Origin of the sequence: Dyadobacter soli (assembly GCF_900101885.1) — a bacterium.
Classification (GTDB): Bacteria; Bacteroidota; Bacteroidia; order Cytophagales; family Spirosomataceae; genus Dyadobacter; species Dyadobacter soli.
The window spans coordinates 105969-124835 of sequence record NZ_FNAN01000005.1 but is presented as its reverse complement, the minus strand read 5'-3'; the positions used below and the strand labels follow the sequence as shown (position 1 = coordinate 124835).

Below are 18867 nucleotides of genomic sequence, written 5' to 3'. Positions count from 1 at the left end.
AGCTTTAAAATCACTGACATGAAAAAAATAATCTTAGGACTTGTATCCCTGGCTGCCTTCGCGGCTTGTACGGATAACTTTGTAGAGACGAACCAGAACCCATACCAGATTTCGGACGAGCTGCTTAAACAGGACTTCAACCTCGTGGGTTCGCCTTTTTCCAATATGATCTTCAACCTCAACGGTCACCAGATCGAGGAAGATTTGTGCTCGGATAACTGGATGGGCTTCATGGGTACGCCTACGGACTTCGTTGGTAACGTGAACAACACGACCTACTACATTCGCTGGAACACCTATTGGGACCGGGTTTATGGTAGCGTAATGTCGCCTTCGAAACAGGTGATCCAGCTGGCGAAGGACAACAACTTGCCGATGTTCGCGACCTGGGCTAAGCTGATCCGCGTTTTCGCAGTTTCCAAGCTGACAGGTGTCCACGGGCCGGTTATCTATTCACAATACGGTACCACAGCTAATTCCATTGCCTACGACAAGGAGTCGGACCTGTACCCGCTTTTCTTCAAGCAACTGGATTCGATCCAGACGGATCTCAATGCAAACAAAGAGTATGTAGGTTACAAGAAGTTTGATCCCACGCAATATGCAGGCAGCGTTCCACGGTGGCAGAAACTGGTGAACTCCCTTCGCCTGCGCCTGGCTATGCGCCTTTCGAAAGTAGATCCGGCGCTTGCTAAAACAGAAGGTGAAAAAGCGCTTGCCGATCCCGCCGGTCTGATCGCTGCCAATTCTGATAATTTTATCAACTCCTTGAATGGTAACAAGATACCGGTTGCGCAAATCTGCTACGAGTGGGATGATACCCGCATGGGTGCTGTAATGGAATCGTTTCTGGTCGGCTTGAAGGATGGCCGGATCTCGAAGTATTATGCGCCGATGACCAACGCGACATTGTATGCCGACCACCCTTCCGTGCCTTACAAAGGCGTACGTAACGGTGCATACATCAAAGCGAAAGCCGACCACGTGCCTTTCTCGAAAGTAAGCGAAGATTTCCAGACCGTTCAGACCAGAAGAAACTTCACCGCTGCGGAGGTAGCATTCCTGAAAGCGGAAGCCGCTTTGAGAGGCTGGAAGGGCGCGGGCGATGCTAAGACCAACTACGAGGACGGTATCAAACTGTCGTTTGCAGACTGGGGCGCAGGTGGTGTGGATGCCTATCTCGTCGACGGAACCAGCAAGCCGATCAACTACGTGGACCCGATCGACGCCCGCAATAACTTCACTGCGGCATCGACTATCACCGTAGCCTGGAACAATGCGGATTCGAACGAGTTGAAACTGGAAAAGATCATTACGCAGAAATACCTGAACACGTTCACCAATACACAGGAAGCGTGGGTGGATTTCAGACGTACCGGCTATCCTAAAATCCCGCACGTGGCTAAAAACGACAGCAACGGCGACTGGGGTATTATTCCGGCAACAGAATGGATCAAAAGGATGCCGTTTGTAAACGCTGAGAGAACCGGTAACACCGCTGCTATTACGGCCGCCGTTGCAACCATGGGCGCAGGTGCGAAAGACGACATCGCGACCCGCTTGTGGTGGGATACCGGCAAAGCAAACTTCTGATTGCTGCACGGTAACGGATCGAGATAATTGATCAACTAGTAACTATCGCGGAGAGCTGCCTGTAAACGGGCAGCTCTCTTTTTGTGTCCGGTCAGGTTTTTGGTTGTAACTTTGCATGCATGAACAAAGTTTGCTGCCCCTCTCCCATTACTCCACCCTGACGTTTTTTTGCTCGTCTCTCCAATTACAGGCTCTTCCAACGACGAGTCCCAACTTTCCATTTGACCACATTGAAACAACTCTCAGGCGTGAACACCTATTTGAACCTATTTGATTTCAAACAAAAAGTAAATTACAAAAATGAAATCCTCGCCGGCCTTACGGTGGCTATGACCATGATGCCCGAATCGCTCTCTTTTGCGATCCTGGCGGGCTTTCCGCCTCTCGTCGGGCTGTATGCGGCATTCATTATGGGATTGGTAACGGCCGTTTTCGGCGGCCGGCCGGGGCTGATTTCCGGCGGGGCCGGCGCGACGGTGATTGTCCTGATCGCCCTTATGCAGAGCCATGGCATCGAATACGTGTTCGCGGCCGTCGCATTGGCGGGACTGATCCAAATCGCGATCGGGCTCTTCAAACTGGCCAAATTTATCCGGCTCGTGCCGCAGCCGGTCATGTACGGGTTTGTGAATGGGCTTGCGGTGATCATTTTCATGTCGCAGCTCAATCAGTTTAAAGAACCGGGAAACAGCGGCGCCTGGCTTACCGGAAAGCCGCTGCTCATCATGGCGTCGCTCGTCGCGCTGACGATCGCGATCATTCTCATTATTCCCCGTTTCACGAAAGCCGTACCCGCATCGCTGATCGCGATCATCGTTATTTTTGCGGTTGTATTGGGCTTCGGTATCGAAACAAAAACCGTAAGCGACATCGCATCGGTGGCAGGCGGCTTCCCGCCGTTTCACGTCCCGGATATTGTATTCAATCTCGAAACATTCACCATTATAGCGCCATACGCACTGGTAATGGCCGCAGTAGGCTTGACCGAAGGCCTGCTCACACTCAACCTCGTGGATGAAATGACCGCCACGAAAGGCAATGGCAACCGCGAAAGCATTGCCCAGGGCGGCGCAAACCTGCTCAACGGCTTCTTTTTCGGCATGGGCGGCTGCCCGATGATCGCGCAAACGCTTGTTAACCTCAGCGCCGGTGCACGTGCGCGGCTTTCGGGGATCATTGCATCGCTGACGATCCTTTGTGTAATCCTATTCGGCGCTCCGGTGATCGGAAAGCTTCCCATAGCTGCGCTCACGGGCGTGATGATCATGGTGGCGATCGGTACATTCGAATGGGCGAGTTTCAGGATCATTAATAAAATGCCAAAGCAGGATATTTTCGTCGGTATCCTGGTTGCCGCCATCACGATTTTCCTGCATAACCTTGCATTGGCTGTGCTTATCGGTGTGATCATTTCGGCGCTCGTGTTCGCGTGGGAGAGCGCGAAACGCATTCGGGCGAGGAAGTTTGTCGATGAAAAAGGCGTGAAGCATTATGAAATCTACGGACCGCTGTTTTTTGCGTCGGTCACCGCATTCAACGAAAAGTTCGATGTTTCGGAAGACCCGGCCGAAGTGGTCATTGATTTCAAAGAAAGCCGGATTGCCGACATGTCCGCCATCGAGGCCGTTAACAAGCTCACCGAGCGCTACCGTGCCGCCGGCAAAACATTGCATTTGAAACACCTCAGTGACGACTGCCGGAAGCTTATCAAAAATGCAGAGACGGTGATCGACGTGAACCTGATCGAAGATCCGGCATACCACGTCGCAACCGAGCGGTAGTGGCTGCGTAATTCTACCCGTCCGTATCCCGTTCAGCGATTTTCCGCCTCCCTTCATCGAGCATTTGCGGCCCCGGCGCCGCCACCGGGTTAGTTTTGATCATGAATCATTTCAAAACTACATCGATCATGAAAGGCACAAATCTATTGGTCAGAACGGGCATGCTGTGCGCCGCATTTTACATTACTTCCTGCCGGGAAATGACACCCGAAAATTCGGTAACCACCCAGCCGGAAGCTGCAATAGGCCGCCAGGCGGCGGAGGTGGCTTACCCGGGTGAAGCCGGCATTCAGAAAAAAGGCACATTCCGCGGCAACGAGATCACTTACACGGAAATAGATGGCAAATCGGTGTTCGACGGCGATATCATCCTCTCCCCCGAACAACTGGGGCAAACCGGCAATGCACGCACGCAGGCACTGATGAAGCTTTTTACGGTATGGAAAAACGGCCGGGTGCCCTACTCCATCGATGCGTCCATCAGTAATAAAACCCCCATCCTGGAAGCTATCGCGGAACTGGAAGCGACGACGCCCGTGCGTTTCGTGGAACGACGGGGACAACTACCCGGGCTGGGCAATTACCCGGTTTTACGATCGGATTTCGTGACGTTCAAAAGGGCAAGAGGCTATTCCTCGTCGGTAGGCAAGATTGGTGGCGAACAATATATCACCCTGCCGATTGACGCTTCCAAAGGTGGGGTTTTGCACGAGATCGGCCACACGGTGGGGCTCCTGCACGAGCATACCCGCCCCGACCGCGATATTTCCATTAAAGTCAACCTGGCCAACGTTTCCGACGCCGACGTGCCGAACCTGGCTAAGGTACCCGACAACGGCTATGACCCAATGCCTTACGGCTCATTCGATTTCGGCTCCATCATGATGCTCGATTCCTGGGCGTATTCCAAAAACGGGCAGCCCGTGATGACCAGGCTGGATAACAAGACATTCACCGTCCAGCGCGCACACCTTTCGACCAATGACATCAGCGCCATTATCAATTTGTATTCCAATGTGATAGCGGGAAAACCGGACAATATTTACCTCGCCGACTCTACTTCCGGAAAAATGGCGGCATACCCCGGCACCTTCCCCGGCAACAAGAAAATGCTGTTTACACCCAAGCGACTGTACATTGCCGAAGGCCTGAAACTCTTCCAATCGGACACGCGGATGATCAAAGGTTACAGCGTGCTGGGCTTCAACACGAGCATCAAGGCCATGGCTTATGCGCAGGACTACCTTTACTTTCTGGAAAACGGCTATCTCTGCAAAATCGACATTCCTTATAATGCAGGCAAAACCACCATGCCCGGTCAGTACTGGCTCCCGGCCACAGCCATGACCTACTCCTTCGGGTTCCTCTTCATAGTCAACGGCGACATTCTCTTCCGCGTCTCGCTCAACGGCCAGAACTTCGTTTCCATGGGCTCGGGCTACACCGGCGTAACCGAAATAACGCAACTCAACGAAAAAGTTTACCTCATCAAACCCGACGGCAAGCTCTACAAAATCAACACCATGACCGGCGCCGCCACCGTCCACACCACCCCGATCTTCGCCCCCGGCGCGCAACTCTCCACCAACGGCAAAAACCTGCTCGTTACCAGCGGCAATACGCTGTACAGTGTGACGGAAAATGGCATTGTGAAAGCGGTCTCAAACGGCTGGGCCGGCGTGACGGAGCTGGCGGTGAATGAGTTTGCGGAGTAATAGATTAAACATCCATGTGACCATGGTTGACAATTTCGTCGGCATAGTCGACGAAATTGTCATGCTCAATAATCTTTTTGTTGATTTTTACGGCGTCGATTAGCTCGACAGCCTTCTCATATGTTTGCCAAAGGCCTTTTATCTGCGGCCTTGTGGTCAAAATATCTACCGCATTACCATTGATAGCGTCAGAAATAGCCGTAAGATAACCGAAATAGGTCGCTGCCTTTTGGTTGATTGCCTTAGCGTCATGAAGGTCGAAACCGACCGGCTTTACAAAATGATCTATTTCGTTTTTCCATGCGAAATCGAATGTAAAACTTCCCTCTGGTAACATTGGCGCACTGACCACGACATCCTTCCGTAACAGTTTCGTATAGTCCGGCGCTTTGCTAGCCAACAAGTGTTTAATCCTTTTCGATATAAATTCCTCATCAAGTTTGTTTCGCACCGGCTCATTTTCCTCATAATGGCGAAAAAACAATTCGTAGTAGTCATCTACCACCTTTTTTGCCGGCGCATAAAGAACCGCAGATTCCACCCGTTCAAACCTTAATACAGTTGCGTCGCGGAGTAATAGCTCATTCAACATCGCGGAATGGTCATTCTCTTCAAGGTAAAAATTAATTGGGCGTTGCTGATCTCTGCTAAAGGCGTCAACGGACTTCGCAAGTCCTTTCAGAACGCCGTTCACCACCGACTGGGAAAAACCATCACCATATGCACCACGGACCCTCACGAAGTTCGACGGATACCGAAAAACTACTTCACCCGTTTCAGGAAAAGTAAACAGTATCCCAATATTCAAAGCCTCACCCAGAAGGTCCGAGTGAATGTATTTGAGCAGGCTATATTTGAAGTTGAGATGGCTCATAAAACCTGGTTCTTTAGAATTTTTGTAAATATCGACGGATTTTGCTTCACCAGATTGAGATACTCGATCAATGTATCGAAATCACCCACAGGGTGGTCTAAATCAATCAGCTGATCTCTTAAAGGACTGAGCTTTTCCACTGGCCTCATATAACGCAAGTGATCTTCAAACGATTCAAAATACCTCAACTTAGTATCATGCTTCGCAAGCCGGAGGTATTTGTAGAAAATATGGATTCGGTACTCGTAAAATGATACTCCGGCCCGAACATTCTGAATTGATTTAAGATTGATGGGAAGCGTTAATTCATGATCTATTAAATAATACGAGTTGTCCCGCAGGAGTATATTAGGTTTGATATTTTTACGATCCACATTGTGTACCAGATTATCAAACGCATATATGTTCTCAACCTCGTACCGATCCAGTATATGCCTTCCGAGCCCTCGTGTGTATTGAACAGATCCCTCAATAAACTGAGATCCGTACTTAACGCGACTATCCTTCGCTTCCAGAAATTCCCTGTCTCCCACATCAAGCGTTGCAATAAAAGCCTCGTCTAGCAAGATAAGGGCAGGTTCGGGAACGGATAAATCCAAATCCGACGCGATTGCATTGCTAAACACTTCCCTTGCTACATGCTGCGCATCCTCAATATCCTTGCTGTTAAAGAATTTTACCACAAACGGTGTCGGCGTATTGTCTTTAAGTACAATAACCTTCCACGGCCTGGTGGTTCCTCCTTGCAACGATGCAACTTTTTGAATAGCTCGATATACAGGTAGCAAATCTCAGATTTAGTTTCTTCTGTTAAAACCGAAAATCTAAGATATTTTACTGAAAACCAGTAATCATACCCCCAGCCCATAAGAATTCAAAATCCATTTCAAAACCTTGTCCCGCTCTTTTTCGCTTTCAAACGGCCAGCGGCCGATCTCTACCTGGCCTCCGGTGCCTCCGTTCATTGCTACGGATTCGAAGATGATCTCATAGCGGATGCCGTTTTCTTTTCTGATGCTATGGATGTGTTCCAGGTTAATCGCGCGGTCGTGCTTTTCGTTGTGTATGAAGGTTGGCATGGTTTGAATGGTTTTCAGTTGTGTTAGTTTTTGCCAACATACCCCATTCACCAAAAACATCCTAACAATTCTTGCTAATGGAAAATTATCACGGATAAATCGCTGACATCCGTGATAACTGTTCGAGCGCACTGCATTGGCCTCCGCTTACCAATACCAATGGTTTCGCATTAAAATGCCCAGCCAATATCCGCCCGAAACGGCCAGCAGAACCAGATATATTCTCAACCACAGTGAATGCAAACGCTTCCAGGTCATGGCAAGAAGCCCGATAGTTGCAATCACAAAAACGGCGAAACCAAGCTTTCCAGCCATCCACAGCACCTGTGCGTTGTCCATAGGAAGGCACGCTTTCATTAATTCCATAAGCCGCGTACCCGCACTGATAATGAGCAAAATACAGGTTGCTGCCAATGCAGGTGTAAGCCGTACCAACAGTATCGGAAGCGGCCAGCGTTTCCGGATGTAAAGAATTCCGTTCGCAAGCCCGAAAACAATGCTGCTGAGTAGCAGTACCATACCACCCAAAAGCATTACGAGTGAAAACCAGGCATTGAATGCGGATATCGGTGTAAAATAAAGCGTCCGGTCTGTAAACACCGGCTCATCTGAGGCATCAAGGAGTAATGCAGCGTGCGAAGAATAGGCATGGGGTGCTTTGAACCGCAGCAATGCACTTTCTGCCTGCTCAAAATGCATGGTGCCGCCCATTAGCAAATGTGCGTTCAAATGCCCGCCGGCTGTGTCGAGGCGCAGGGTGTTTTGAAATTGTTCCAGAAAACCGGTATAGAGCTGGCCGGGATTGGCGAGGCGGTAATACCCGGCATAGCGACCGAAATCCGGCGTCTTGAATGGAACCCGTTTTCCAAGCACAGGCTTCGATAAACCTTTCGTCACGAACGCCCGGATCAATGCATCGGCCTGCCGGTAAAATGCCTCATTGTGCGTATTGATGCTGAATGCATAACCGACACCAGCTTCGCGGTTGTACAGAAAGGCCGACAAAAAGCCCCCTATCGCGCCGCGGTGCCCTCTGAAAACACGCCCTTCCAGCTCATACCCTTCATTTCCATATGCATAGGTATGGTGCAGGCCGGCTTTTGCCGAAAGATAGCTATGCGGAGTTTCGGATTGGCGCAGGTAATCCGCGGATAAAAACTGGCTGGAATCCGTCGCCCACCCGTGCAGGTATGCCTGCAATGCGTGCGTGAGATCGCCAGCGGAGGCATTCAGTGAGCCATAGCCCGCATTATATTGCGGCTGGTGCGGTACAGGCCGGTACGCACCTGCCTGCCGCACGTACCCTTGTGCGTATGCGCCCGGCGCTTTTCCGGCCAGGTCGACATTGGCATCGGGCATTCCAAGGGGACTGAAAACATGATTACGCAGGTAATTGTCGAGCGACTGACGGGATAGCTTCTCGATCAGATAAGCCAAAATCGCGTAGTTTACACCGGAATAGGCATGACGCTCCCCCGGCTTCCAGCGACTGAACATGAATTTTTCAAAAACTTTTACACCCGCGAGGCCGTCGAAACGGCGTCCGGTGAAATTGTACTCCTCGAACGGCGATTTGTCGGCAAAGCCGGTGCTGTGTTCCAGCAAATCCTCGATCGTGACCGGGCTGGTTTCCTCCCATTCGTTGCGGAACGGGATCTCCGGGGCGACGTCTTTCAGATGCGCCCGCAATGCGAGCTGACCGTTCTGCACGAGTTTCAGCACACCGAGGGCAACGAAAAGTTTGGTAACCGAAGCCTGCCTGAACAAATGGTGCGGCTTGACCTGCGTGCGCTTGTCGGCATCCGCATAGCCAATCCCGCCGGAGAACAGCGCCGAATCGCGGGTAACAATGGAAAGCATCATCCCCGCAACATGCTGCTTTTGCATTTCGGCTTGCAGGTCCGATACAAGTCCGGCAATGGTTTGCGGTGCGGGATTTGGTTGCGCCAGGCACGGCAATGCGGTGGCGGTAACGAGGATAACAAGTAAGGGAAGTAATTTTTGTTTCAATAAAAACATAGGGCTCTGAGGTTTGTGACGCCTCAAAAATGCCCCTGCTCGCTTTCCCATGCGTTCGGATGTATCCAGCCGAACAACATTTACTTTAAATCACAACTTCCCCGACCGCACAAAATCGGTCGGCGACTGGCCGGTCAGCTTTTTGAATGTAGTATTAAAGGTGGTTTTGGAATTAAAACCCGACTCGTAGGCCACGCCAAGGATATTCAGCTTTTCAAATGCATCCGAAAGCAGCAGCCGCTTCGCTTCGGTCACCCGGTACCGGTTGACGAATGCAAAGAAATTCTCCTCGTAAGCCTCATTAACCACATAAGAAAGCTCATGAACCGAAATGCCCAGCTTCCCGGCGAGCGAAGGCAGCGAAAGTGCCGGATCGAGGTAGGGCTTTTGAGATTGCATTAACTCTTCCAAACGGGTTTTCAGGTCGTCGAATACCGCGTCGTCCACCCGCTTCTGCCGCGCGGGCTTCCCGGCTGTCTCCACTACCAGCGATTGGATCTCCTGGCGGCTCTCCTTCGAAAATGCATACACCTCCCCCTGCCGCAACGCGAAATACGACAAAAAGTAAATGGCGACCAGATACAGAAATGGAGTCAGGCGCGCCACGCCGGGCAGCTCAAAAAAGGCGAGGTTCAACCATAGGCAAATGACCCCGGCCAGCACCCACAGCAATTTTTGCAGCCAGCGCAAATCCACCAGGTCGGTTGAAGAAACCACTTCACGGATATTTCGCTGGTGCACCCGGAGCTTCCCGTAGCTCAATGCCCAGTACACGACGGTCTGTAAGGGCAAAGTAATCCCGATAATGCCGAAAAACAACTTCGCCACTGCCAGATTGATCTCAACATTACGCCCCGAAATCATATGGGTCATGATCAAAAGCAGGAAAAGCACGAACGGCAGCAAATGCAGGAGTTCGATTCTCCTGAATCTCCGTTCCGGACTCACGAAGCAGGCAATGCTCAGATACAATGCCGGTGCGGACAAAAAGCGCGAAACCTCCGCCAGGTCGGCCAACACACGGTAATCGTGTTGTAAATCGAGATTATGCAGGAAAATTTCGAGCATCGCACAGCCCAGAGTCGCTGCGAATATGGCCAGCCAGCGGTTGGCGTACAGGTTTCGATGCCCCGGCGGGTCGATCAGCAGAAATGCCAGCAGGAAAGCGGCGCCCGTCGCCAGGCCGATCAGAAGCGGATTGTTCAATGCAAAAAGTTTCGAATGCAAGCAATGATCAGGGCAAATATACTTGCCTGAGCCCGTGCGGGAGGCTTGGGAGGTGAACAGTCAGCGCTGACGGGCATGCTCAAAGGACGGCCGGTGGCAGATGAGTATCCGCAGCGGCAAGTAGCTCTCTCACAGCCTCGAACACGCGCTGCGGCTCGGGGAAAGGAATTTCTTCGGTATAAAGCCGGTCGGCAACGTGCCGGATAACGGGATTTTTGCTCCGCAGATTTACAGGAACTGAAAATGGAAGCAATGCATGAGGAGATTTCCAGGGCGTGTGCTGGGGATTTGTCTGGGCATATAAAACCACGGCAGGCGTTTGCATTGCCGCAGCAATGTGGATCGTCCCCGTATTGACCGATACCACGCAAACTGACCGGCCTACCAGCGCGATAAATTCACCGAGATTCAGCGTTCCGGCGAGAGAAACAGCACCTTCGCCTATCCCGGCTGCAATGCGGTACGCAAGCGTTTTTTCTGAGCCGGAGCCGGTAACCAGCAAGGGCATTCCAAATGCGTCGGCCAACAGCTTGCCGACGGCAATCCAGTATTCTGCGGGATATTCCCGCTTGGTTTCCGACACCCCGGGATGCAGGATGATAAATGCGTCGCCTATGCCCTGCGCTTCTAGTTTTTGTGTTAATGCAAAATCGGAATTAAGTTTTTTTTCGAGTAGCAGTCGGTCCTCGGCGACATGGGCGCCGAGCATTTTCACCAAGCTTAAATCCCGCTCCACCTGGTGCATGATATGCGCATAGGGTTCCTGGTCTGGCGCCCAGTGCGTGAGCAGGTCGTATGGGTTCTCGCGTGCGTAGGCTACCCGCACGGGAATGCCCGCCATGTACGCGAGCATGCCCGCGGGCAAAGCGCTTTGGCTGTATACGGTAAAAATAATGGCCGCATCGAACGAGCGGCTTTGTATTTCTCCGGTCAATGCAAGCAGGGCCCCACTGTCCATCCCGTCGCTTTTCACCCACGGCAATGCAGCGACGATCACATCGTCAACACAGCTTAAATACGGCACAACAATGCTGCCGGCAGGCGATGTAAGCAAAGTAATCCGGCTCCCGAACGACTCTTTGAGCGCACGCATGGCGGGCGACGACATAATCACATCTCCCATATTATCTGCCCGGACACACAGAACGTTACGGCAACTGGGTGGTGTCATCCGAAGAGATGGTTTGCGCAGTGATGTAATCGGTGGCATCTAGGAAATAGCGGGTAGTGTAATGCGGCTCGCGGTACGGGCCGGTTTCCCACTCGGTTTCGTTACCATTATCAATCAGGACCGTGCGGCACCCCGCCCGGTTTCCAGCCTCGACGTCGTTCAGGATATCCCCGATCATCCACGACTTGCTCAGGTCGATATGCAGCTCCCTGGCGGCACGAAGCAGCATACCCGGTTCCGGCTTGCGGCATTCGCACGCGATGTCTTGTGCGGCAGGCAAATGCGGGCAGTAGTAGAAACCAGCCAGCATGATGCCATTTTCCGCGAAACGGTCTTCGAAATAATGCACAAGCGCGTCGAGTTCTGTTTGCGAAAACAAACCCATGGCAAGCCCCGGCTGGTTTGAAATGATCACCAGCCGGTAGCCATCGCCCTGCAATGTTCGCAGCCCTTCGAAGACGTCGTCCTCAAAAACTACCTTTGCCGGGTCGACATTATAGGGCTCGTCGCGGATGAGCGTGCCGTCCTTATCGAGAAATACCGCCTTGACCAATTCATGAAGCATAAGTAATCGCATTTGCCTGGTAACCGCCCAAGGGTTTGGTTTGTGCTCTTCTCAGATCCAGCAGGTAGGCCGGTTTTGCTTCGCGCTTGGCCATTACCAGCATGTACAACCCGTGAGCCTTCTCCGCTACGAAAGACCACGTAAAATTTTCATTCACGCGGTTCAATGCATTTTCGCAAAGTTGCGCGTACTGCTCCGGGCAGGAAATTCCTTTTTTTACCGCCTCCGCCAATGCCAGCGGATCATGCGGCGGCACCAGAAAACCGGTTTCGCCGTGTCGCACCGTGTATTTAATCCCTCCCACATCCGAGCCGATTACCGGCGTGCCACAGGCCATGGCTTCGAGCGGGGTAATGCCGAATGGCTCGTACCAGGGCGTCGAGATGAAGAAATCGGCCGCCTGGTAATAGTATTTCAATTGCTTACGGTTTCGGCGGCCAGTGAAAACCACTTTATCTTCGACTCCTTCCGTTTTGGCCAATGCTTTCAGCCGCTTAAACTCCGGATCGCGCTCGAAATCGGGCTTCTCATCGGAGCCGCCCACTACAAGCAGTTTGATGTTGGGTATTTCTTTCAGATAATGCATTGCGCGGATCACATTGTCGACACCCTTCCTAGGCACGATCCTGCCCAGTTGCAGCAGTACCACGTCGTTTTTGTGTAAGCCAAGTCTACGACGGGCGCCCGCTTTCGGCGCGGGGGCGAATTCTTCCGAACTAAATCCGCAAGGGATAATAGTAATGCGGGTCGGGTCGGCTTGGTAATGCTCGATCAGGTCCTGCTTGTCCTGCGGGCATTCGGCGATAATGTAGTCGGCGTCTTCCACGATCATCTGCTCGATATCGAGCCGTGTGGCGGGAAATGCGTCGTTTTCCTTCTGGTGGATCATCCGGATCTTGCCCAATGCATGAAAAGTGATCACATACGGAATGCCAAGAATGAGTTTGATCTCCGACGCCACCAGCCCCGACATGAAAAAATTGGCATGAACCAGTTCATAGTCCAGATGCAGCCGCCGGATTAGCCCCACCATACTTTTGGTGAACTCATCCATAAAACCCAGCAACTGCTCTTTCGGCACCTCACGCGCCGGCCCTGCCTCCACATGCACCACGCGGATGCCCGGCAGCCATTCTACGATCTCGGGTAGGCCTTCATCATCTTTTCTGGTAAAAATATCGATACTATATCCCAGCCTCGAGAGCGACTTGCAGATCTCGGCCACATACACATTCTGACCGCCGCTATCGACGCCGCCCAGCACCGCCAGCGGCGATGCGTGCTCACTGATAAATGCTATTTTCCGTTTCATGTTGATGAAGTTGAATGGTTTCTGTAAAAATTTTCTCCCAGACGGCAGTGAAGCGGCCGATGGCGAAGCGGTCAAGCGCAATGCGGCGGGCATTTTCGCCCAGGCTCTGAGCCAGCTGCGGCTCGTCGATTAGCCTGCGCATGCCTTCGATGAGCTTGTCGACGTTGGTATCGATCCAGCCCGATTCACCGTCTTTGATCACGGTCACATATTCGGTCGTCGCCAGGGCTACGATGGGCATACCGGTCATCATGGCCTCGCACACGGCCAGCCCGAAACTGGTAGAGCGGATCGGGTTGAAAAAGAAGCGGTAATGGCTGATAAACTCCGGTAACTTTGGGTTGAGCACCTCCCCCAGCCCGCCCGACTGCTCGGTACCCATGCCGATGAGGTCTATCGGGACGTGTTTCCGCACCTCCTCGAAAACGTCCCAGCCGGTAATGCGGCCCCGTTGCTGAATGTGGTTGATCACCACAATACCCCTGGGAATATCCCCTTTCCATTGCACTTCCGGAATGCATACACCATGCTCGATCACGCGCACATTCGGAAGCCCGCCGTTATCCCACATGAGTTTGTTGAAATGGGTCACATGCACGAGCGTCACGGTCGGGTCGGTCATGACATGCCGGGTGTTGGTGGGATGCTTTTCGGGCGTGTTGTGCTCTACGTACACCCTCGGGCCACGCTTTTGCCCGTCGGAGAGAATATCGTGCTGGTCGGTCAGGAAGTTGCGCTCCGACTGGAACAGGATACAGTCGAACTCCACATTCTGCACCTCGGCGGCAGGCACCTCGATCACGTTCGGGCCGAACGGAAACGTCTTTCCACGGCCATAATAGCCCTCGGATTTAACTTCATTGACGGGAATATAAATGTCGTAATTGCCTTGTGAAAGGTAGTAGAGATAGCTTCCATGAATATGCCATGTAAAGATTTTCAGCCGCGTTTTTGTGTCGCTCGTCCCATTCATATTGGTTGGTTTTGGATTAAAACAGACCGCGCCTTGTAAAAAACAGTGCCACTACCCCGGAAACGCTTTCCTCATTACGAGGCAATTAGGCGGGTACACATGAAAGTGTGTGAGAAGCGCTTCCAAACGCAACGTATAGCGCCCGGTAGCCGGGATGTGGCTCATGGAAGAACTTCCCCAGCCCGTCACTGGCATGGTACTTGTGTGCTGCACGCCGCATTTCAAATCATACCATCGCTTATGTACATATTGGGAATCAATGCAGCGTTCCACGACAGCGCTGCGGCACTGGTCAGAGACGGTCGCCTGATCGCCGCTGCCGAGGAGGAAAGATTTACGCATATCAAACACGGCAAACGGCCTGTCCCCTTCACTACCTGGGAAATACCGTTTCATGCGATCGACTTCTGCCTTAAAACGGCAGGTATCACGCTCAAAGACGTCGACCGCATTGCTTACTCGTTCGATCCGGAAGGTGTGAGCGACGCGTCGGTGTACGAAGATGAGGCCTATGACGACATCCTGACGCCGTCGAAGATATACAATGGCTGGGACACGATATTTCTCAACTACATCCGCAAAGCGCCCGAGCAGCTGCGCGACGGTTACCCGCACCATTTGCAAAAGCGCCTGGCCGAGGCCGGCGACCTTTCGGGTAAATGGGAGTTTGTCAACCACCATATTTCGCACGCGGCCAGCGCGTTCTTCCCTTCACCATTTACCGAAGCGGCTGTGTTGACTATCGACGGGCGCGGAGAAAAAGCCACTACCGGCTATTTTCTGGGAAAAGGAAACACACTGAAACAGCTCGCAACCGTGGATATGCCGCATTCCCTGGGTATTTTGTATGAAAAAATCACCACCTACCTCGGCTTCCTGCATTCGTCGGACGAGTACAAGGTAATGGCGCTTGCTTCCTACGGCAACCCGGTTTACCTTGAAGACTTCCGTTCGGTGATCCGCGTGGGCGAGGACGGTCAATACGCCATCGACGACTTCGATCCCGAACAATGGTGGGGGCCAGGCCGCAAGAAGGACGATCCGTTCGAACAGCTGCACCACGACATCGCGCATTCATTGCAAAAAGCATTGGAAGAAACCGTGTTGAAGCTCGCACAATGGCTGTACGACCAGACCGGCGCCGAAAATCTGTGCATGGCAGGCGGCGTTGCATTGAACTGCGTCATGAATGCGGTGATCCGCGACCGGGGCCCGTTCAAAAACGTGTGGGTGCAGCCAGCGGCCGGAGATGCAGGTACCGCATTGGGCGCTGCACAATGGCTGGACGCCCGGCTTCACGCCGATGCGGAAGGGCCACGCTACACCGAGCCGATGGAGCACGTGTACTGGGGTCCCGAATACAGCGACGCGGAGATCGAGCAATTTATGATCTGGGCAAAAACACCTTACAAGCGCCTGTATAACGTCGCGAAAGAAACAGCTGAAATACTGGCGCAGGACAAGATCATCGCCTGGTACCAGGGCCGCATGGAGTTCGGTCCCCGTTCGCTGGGAGCAAGGTCCATTCTCGCCTCGCCGATTAACCCCGATATGCAGGCGCGGCTCAACGATATCAAAGACCGGGAAGATTTCCGGCCGGTAGCGCCGGTGGTACGAGAAGAAGATGCGCCCGAATGGTTTGAAAACGCACACGTTTCACCATTTATGCTGTTTGTGTATCCTGTGAAAGACGACAAGGCCGATCAGATTCCGGCCGTGCGCCATACCGACGGCACTGCGCGCGTGCAGACAGTGAACGCACAGCAGCATCCCCTCTACCACGAACTGCTCAGCGAATTCAAAGCGCTTACCGGCGTGCCTGTTTTGGTAAATACTTCATTCAATACCCGCGGCGAGCCGATCGTCTGCTCCCCGCGCGACGCGATCGAGTGTTTCTGGACGTCTCCTTTCGACGCATTGATTATCAATTCATTCATTCTTGAAAAATAATGATACTACCTGTCAATATCAGCGTGGTTATTCCTACTTACAAGCGTCCGGCACTCCTCCGAAAGTGCCTGGACGCGCTTCGCGAGCAAACGTACTGGCGAACATTTTACGAGGTGATCGTCGTATCCGACGGCCCCGACCGCGAAACCGAGGTGCTAATCGAGCGCTTCATCCGCGAGCAGCCCGACTGTGCCGTTTTCTTTCACCATTTACCCGCTAAAAAAGGACCTGCCGCAGCCCGTAATTACGGTTGGAAAAAGAGCACCGGGGAGCTCGTCGTCTTTACCGACGACGACTGCATTCCCGATCCGTGCTGGCTGGAAGAGTATGCGGCCCGCTACCAGGCTATGGCCGAGCGGTTTGTAGCATTCACGGGGAGAGTAATCGTGCCCATTTCCCCAAAACCGACCGATTACGAAAAGAACGTCGCGCACCTCGCTACTGCGGAATTTATCACCGCCAACTGCACTTGCTCACGGGCTGCGCTGGAAATGACCGGCGGTTTCGACGAGGATTTTCCTATTGCGTGGCGCGAGGATTCCGACCTGGAATTTAAGCTATTGGAACTAAAAATCCCCATTGTGCATGTACCGCAGGCGGCGGTCTGCCACCCGGTGCGCGAGGCGGACTGGGGCGTGAGCATAGCGGAGCAGCGGAAGAGCATGTTCAACGCATTGCTGTTTAAAAAGCACCCGCAGTTTTATCGGGCGAAGATTTCTTCCGGGCCGGTTTGGACGTATTACATTATTATTCTGGCGACCCTGGCCGCCATTGCCGCATTGGTAGCGGGTATGCAGGGAGTCGCTGCGGCCGCATTGGCTGTATGGGCGCTGGCAGTCGGCGCTTTTGTGATCCGGCGGCTGAAAGGGACCTCCGATTCCCTGTCCCACCGCCTGGAAATGATTTTCACGTCGTTGGTTATCCCATATCTTTCCGTTTATTGGACACTTCGCGGGGCACTGCGTTACAAAGTATTTTTCCTATGAAATTTCCAGCTGAAACCACCCGAAAAATCGCCGTTTTCAGGGCATTGCAACTGGGCGATATGCTGTGCGGCGTTCCGGCATTCCGTGCGCTGCGCGGCGCCTATCCTGATGCCGAAATCGTATTGCTGGGGCTGCCCTGGGCCAAATCGTTTACCGAACGGTTTGCCGGATATTTTGACGGCTTCATCCATTTCCCCGGCTACCCCGAACTGCCCGAGCAACCATTCGACCAACTTGCCTGGCAAGAGTTTCTGACCCAAATGCGCAAGGAGGGCTTCGACCTTATCCTGCAAATGCAGGGAAACGGGAGTGTCGTTAACGAAATGCTGCGCGACCTTGATGCGGGCGCAGTCGCGGGGTTCCATACCGAAGGCAACGAGGGTAATCCTGAGTGGTTTGTCGGATATCCCGAAGGCATTTCGGAAATCCACCGGCATTTGCGCTTGATGGAACATTTGGGCATTGCTGCGCTTGGCGACAAGCTCGAATTCCCGGTGAGTGACGATGAAGTAAGACATTCACACAAGAACTCCCCGCTCCTCGCGGGCGACCGCTACGTATGTGTGCACCCGGGCTCCCGCGGCGCATGGCGGCAATGGCCGACTTCGCATTTCGCCTGCCTGGCCGATCAATGTGCCGGAATGGGTTATCAGGTGGTGATAACAGGTACCGCAAGCGAAGCGCAGATCACCCAGGAAGTGATCGACCAAATGGATTACCCGGCGATAGACCTTAGCGGGCAAACGGGATTGGGAGAAATAGGCCAGCTCATCAGGGAAGCCGATTTACTGATCAGCAACTGCACCGGCGTTTCACACATTGCCGCAGCCGTAGAAACGCCCAGCATTGTGATCAGCATGGACGGCGAACCCGAACGATGGGGCCCGCTCAATACCCGGCTGCACAAAACCATCGACTGGACCTGCCGTACCGACTACGAACACGTACAGACCGAAATGGAAATGCTTTTGGAAGCGCGATACCAGGCCGTGGCGGCAGGCAGGTAATTCATTTCAAAATACCGTCCACCAGCGATTGCCATTGTATTTTGGAAAACACTTTCTCCCCAAACAGCCCGGTGATCGCATTTCTGACCTTGTCGATCAGCGAATCGGCCTCGGTGTTGGGATTGATATTGCGGTCGTAAACAGCCACTGTAACCGTGGTATTTTCACGCGTTATCGTGAATGTGCTGGTCGACTGCTCGTCGTAAAAGTGGGTCGGCTCGTCGGCCTCCGAACCGGGTGCTGCAATAGGCCTGACACGCAACGCCGTACTCTGCACGCCCGCGGAATCGGTCTTCTTGATTTCCTCAATTTCCACCCAGTCATATCCCTCACCCGATTCCGAACCGGGACCTGGAATGTCGATTTTGATCAATAATCCCTGCCGGGCGGTGCCACCGACTGGATTGCCATCTGTGTCGGTCAACATAAAGTGGGCAAGTGCCTCTCCCGCCTGGTCGTGCCACCGGTTCACATCGAGCACCTTTGCCTCGGCCTGCAAAAAGAATGCTTTTGCAGCGGTAATATCTTCAAAAGACCGGTTGCCTTCTGCCGTTACGGAATCTCCGCGATGCTGGCCGGGCACGGTGCCCGTGTAGTTTTTCTCTTCCATTTTTT

16 protein-coding genes are annotated in these 18867 nt (G+C 52.9%); 6 read left to right on the top strand and 10 right to left on the bottom strand.

All coding sequences use genetic code 11. The features are described 5' to 3' along the window. Positions 1-18: 18 nt before the first annotated feature. From BLQ88_RS09065 to BLQ88_RS09055, 3 genes are all read left to right on the top strand, one after another. On the top strand, positions 19-1593 hold the full coding sequence (locus BLQ88_RS09065; protein WP_090148590.1) for a SusD/RagB family nutrient-binding outer membrane lipoprotein: 1575 nt from the start codon (positions 19-21) through the stop codon (positions 1591-1593). A 248-nt stretch (positions 1594-1841) separates the two neighbouring features. Continuing rightward, the gene (locus tag BLQ88_RS09060; protein ID WP_090148966.1) at positions 1842-3374 is read left to right on the top strand and encodes a SulP family inorganic anion transporter; all 1533 of its coding nucleotides are present in this window, start codon (positions 1842-1844) and stop codon (positions 3372-3374) included. A 128-nt stretch (positions 3375-3502) separates the two neighbouring features. Next, positions 3503-5089, top strand: coding sequence for a M12 family metallopeptidase (locus BLQ88_RS09055; protein ID WP_176884950.1), 1587 nt, complete (start codon positions 3503-3505; stop codon positions 5087-5089). 4 nt (positions 5090-5093) lie between these two features. Here BLQ88_RS09055 and BLQ88_RS09050 read toward each other — a convergent pair whose 3' ends face one another. From BLQ88_RS09050 to BLQ88_RS09010, 9 genes are all read right to left on the bottom strand, one after another. Next, the gene (locus tag BLQ88_RS09050) at positions 5094-5963 is read right to left on the bottom strand and encodes a DUF3037 domain-containing protein (RefSeq protein WP_090148587.1); all 870 of its coding nucleotides are present in this window, start codon (positions 5961-5963) and stop codon (positions 5094-5096) included. Continuing rightward, on the bottom strand, positions 5960-6751 hold the full coding sequence (locus BLQ88_RS09045) for a HipA family kinase (RefSeq protein WP_090148586.1): 792 nt from the start codon (positions 6749-6751) through the stop codon (positions 5960-5962). The genes BLQ88_RS09050 and BLQ88_RS09045 overlap by 4 nt, the downstream gene beginning before the upstream one ends. A gap of 63 nt (positions 6752-6814) precedes the next feature. Beyond that, positions 6815-7042, bottom strand: a complete 228-nt coding sequence (locus tag BLQ88_RS09040) for a hypothetical protein (RefSeq protein ID WP_143016820.1) — start codon at positions 7040-7042, stop codon at positions 6815-6817. Positions 7043-7189: 147 nt separating this feature from the next. Beyond that, positions 7190-9061: a serine hydrolase domain-containing protein gene (locus tag BLQ88_RS09035; protein WP_176884949.1), complete on the bottom strand. Its 1872-nt coding sequence runs from the start codon at positions 9059-9061 to the stop codon at positions 7190-7192. A 90-nt stretch (positions 9062-9151) separates the two neighbouring features. Next, positions 9152-10267: a helix-turn-helix domain-containing protein gene (locus tag BLQ88_RS09030; RefSeq protein ID WP_143016819.1), complete on the bottom strand. Its 1116-nt coding sequence runs from the start codon at positions 10265-10267 to the stop codon at positions 9152-9154. A gap of 100 nt (positions 10268-10367) precedes the next feature. Further along, entirely contained in the window at positions 10368-11459 is a 1092-nt protein-coding gene (locus BLQ88_RS09025) for a glycosyltransferase family 9 protein (RefSeq protein ID WP_090148579.1), read from the bottom strand. Continuing rightward, complete coding sequence (locus BLQ88_RS09020) at positions 11437-12024, bottom strand: D-glycero-alpha-D-manno-heptose-1,7-bisphosphate 7-phosphatase (protein WP_090148578.1); 588 nt, start codon at positions 12022-12024, stop codon at positions 11437-11439. The genes BLQ88_RS09025 and BLQ88_RS09020 overlap by 23 nt, the downstream gene beginning before the upstream one ends. Further along, the gene (locus tag BLQ88_RS09015) at positions 12014-13336 is read right to left on the bottom strand and encodes a glycosyltransferase (protein WP_090148576.1); all 1323 of its coding nucleotides are present in this window, start codon (positions 13334-13336) and stop codon (positions 12014-12016) included. Before BLQ88_RS09015 ends, BLQ88_RS09020 begins: the two co-directional genes overlap by 11 nt. Further along, complete coding sequence (locus tag BLQ88_RS09010) at positions 13308-14309, bottom strand: glycosyltransferase (RefSeq protein WP_090148575.1); 1002 nt, start codon at positions 14307-14309, stop codon at positions 13308-13310. Before BLQ88_RS09010 ends, BLQ88_RS09015 begins: the two co-directional genes overlap by 29 nt. Before the next feature lie 240 nt (positions 14310-14549). On the opposite strand from BLQ88_RS09010, the gene BLQ88_RS09005 reads away from it, so the two are divergent. From BLQ88_RS09005 to BLQ88_RS08995, 3 genes are read left to right on the top strand one after another with little or no spacing between them, the layout of a single operon-like run. Further along, a complete protein-coding gene (locus BLQ88_RS09005; RefSeq protein ID WP_090148573.1) occupies positions 14550-16259 on the top strand; it encodes a carbamoyltransferase family protein in 1710 nt (569 codons plus the stop codon). Further along, positions 16259-17245 (top strand): glycosyltransferase family 2 protein, encoded by a 987-nt coding sequence (locus tag BLQ88_RS09000; RefSeq protein ID WP_090148571.1) that lies wholly within the window; start codon positions 16259-16261, stop codon positions 17243-17245. Before BLQ88_RS09005 ends, BLQ88_RS09000 begins: the two co-directional genes overlap by 1 nt. Beyond that, positions 17242-18252: a glycosyltransferase family 9 protein gene (locus BLQ88_RS08995; RefSeq protein ID WP_090148570.1), complete on the top strand. Its 1011-nt coding sequence runs from the start codon at positions 17242-17244 to the stop codon at positions 18250-18252. Before BLQ88_RS09000 ends, BLQ88_RS08995 begins: the two co-directional genes overlap by 4 nt. Before the next feature lies 1 nt (position 18253). Here BLQ88_RS08995 and BLQ88_RS08990 read toward each other — a convergent pair whose 3' ends face one another. Beyond that, complete coding sequence (locus BLQ88_RS08990; RefSeq protein ID WP_090148568.1) at positions 18254-18862, bottom strand: hypothetical protein; 609 nt, start codon at positions 18860-18862, stop codon at positions 18254-18256. Positions 18863-18867: the final 5 nt, after the last annotated feature.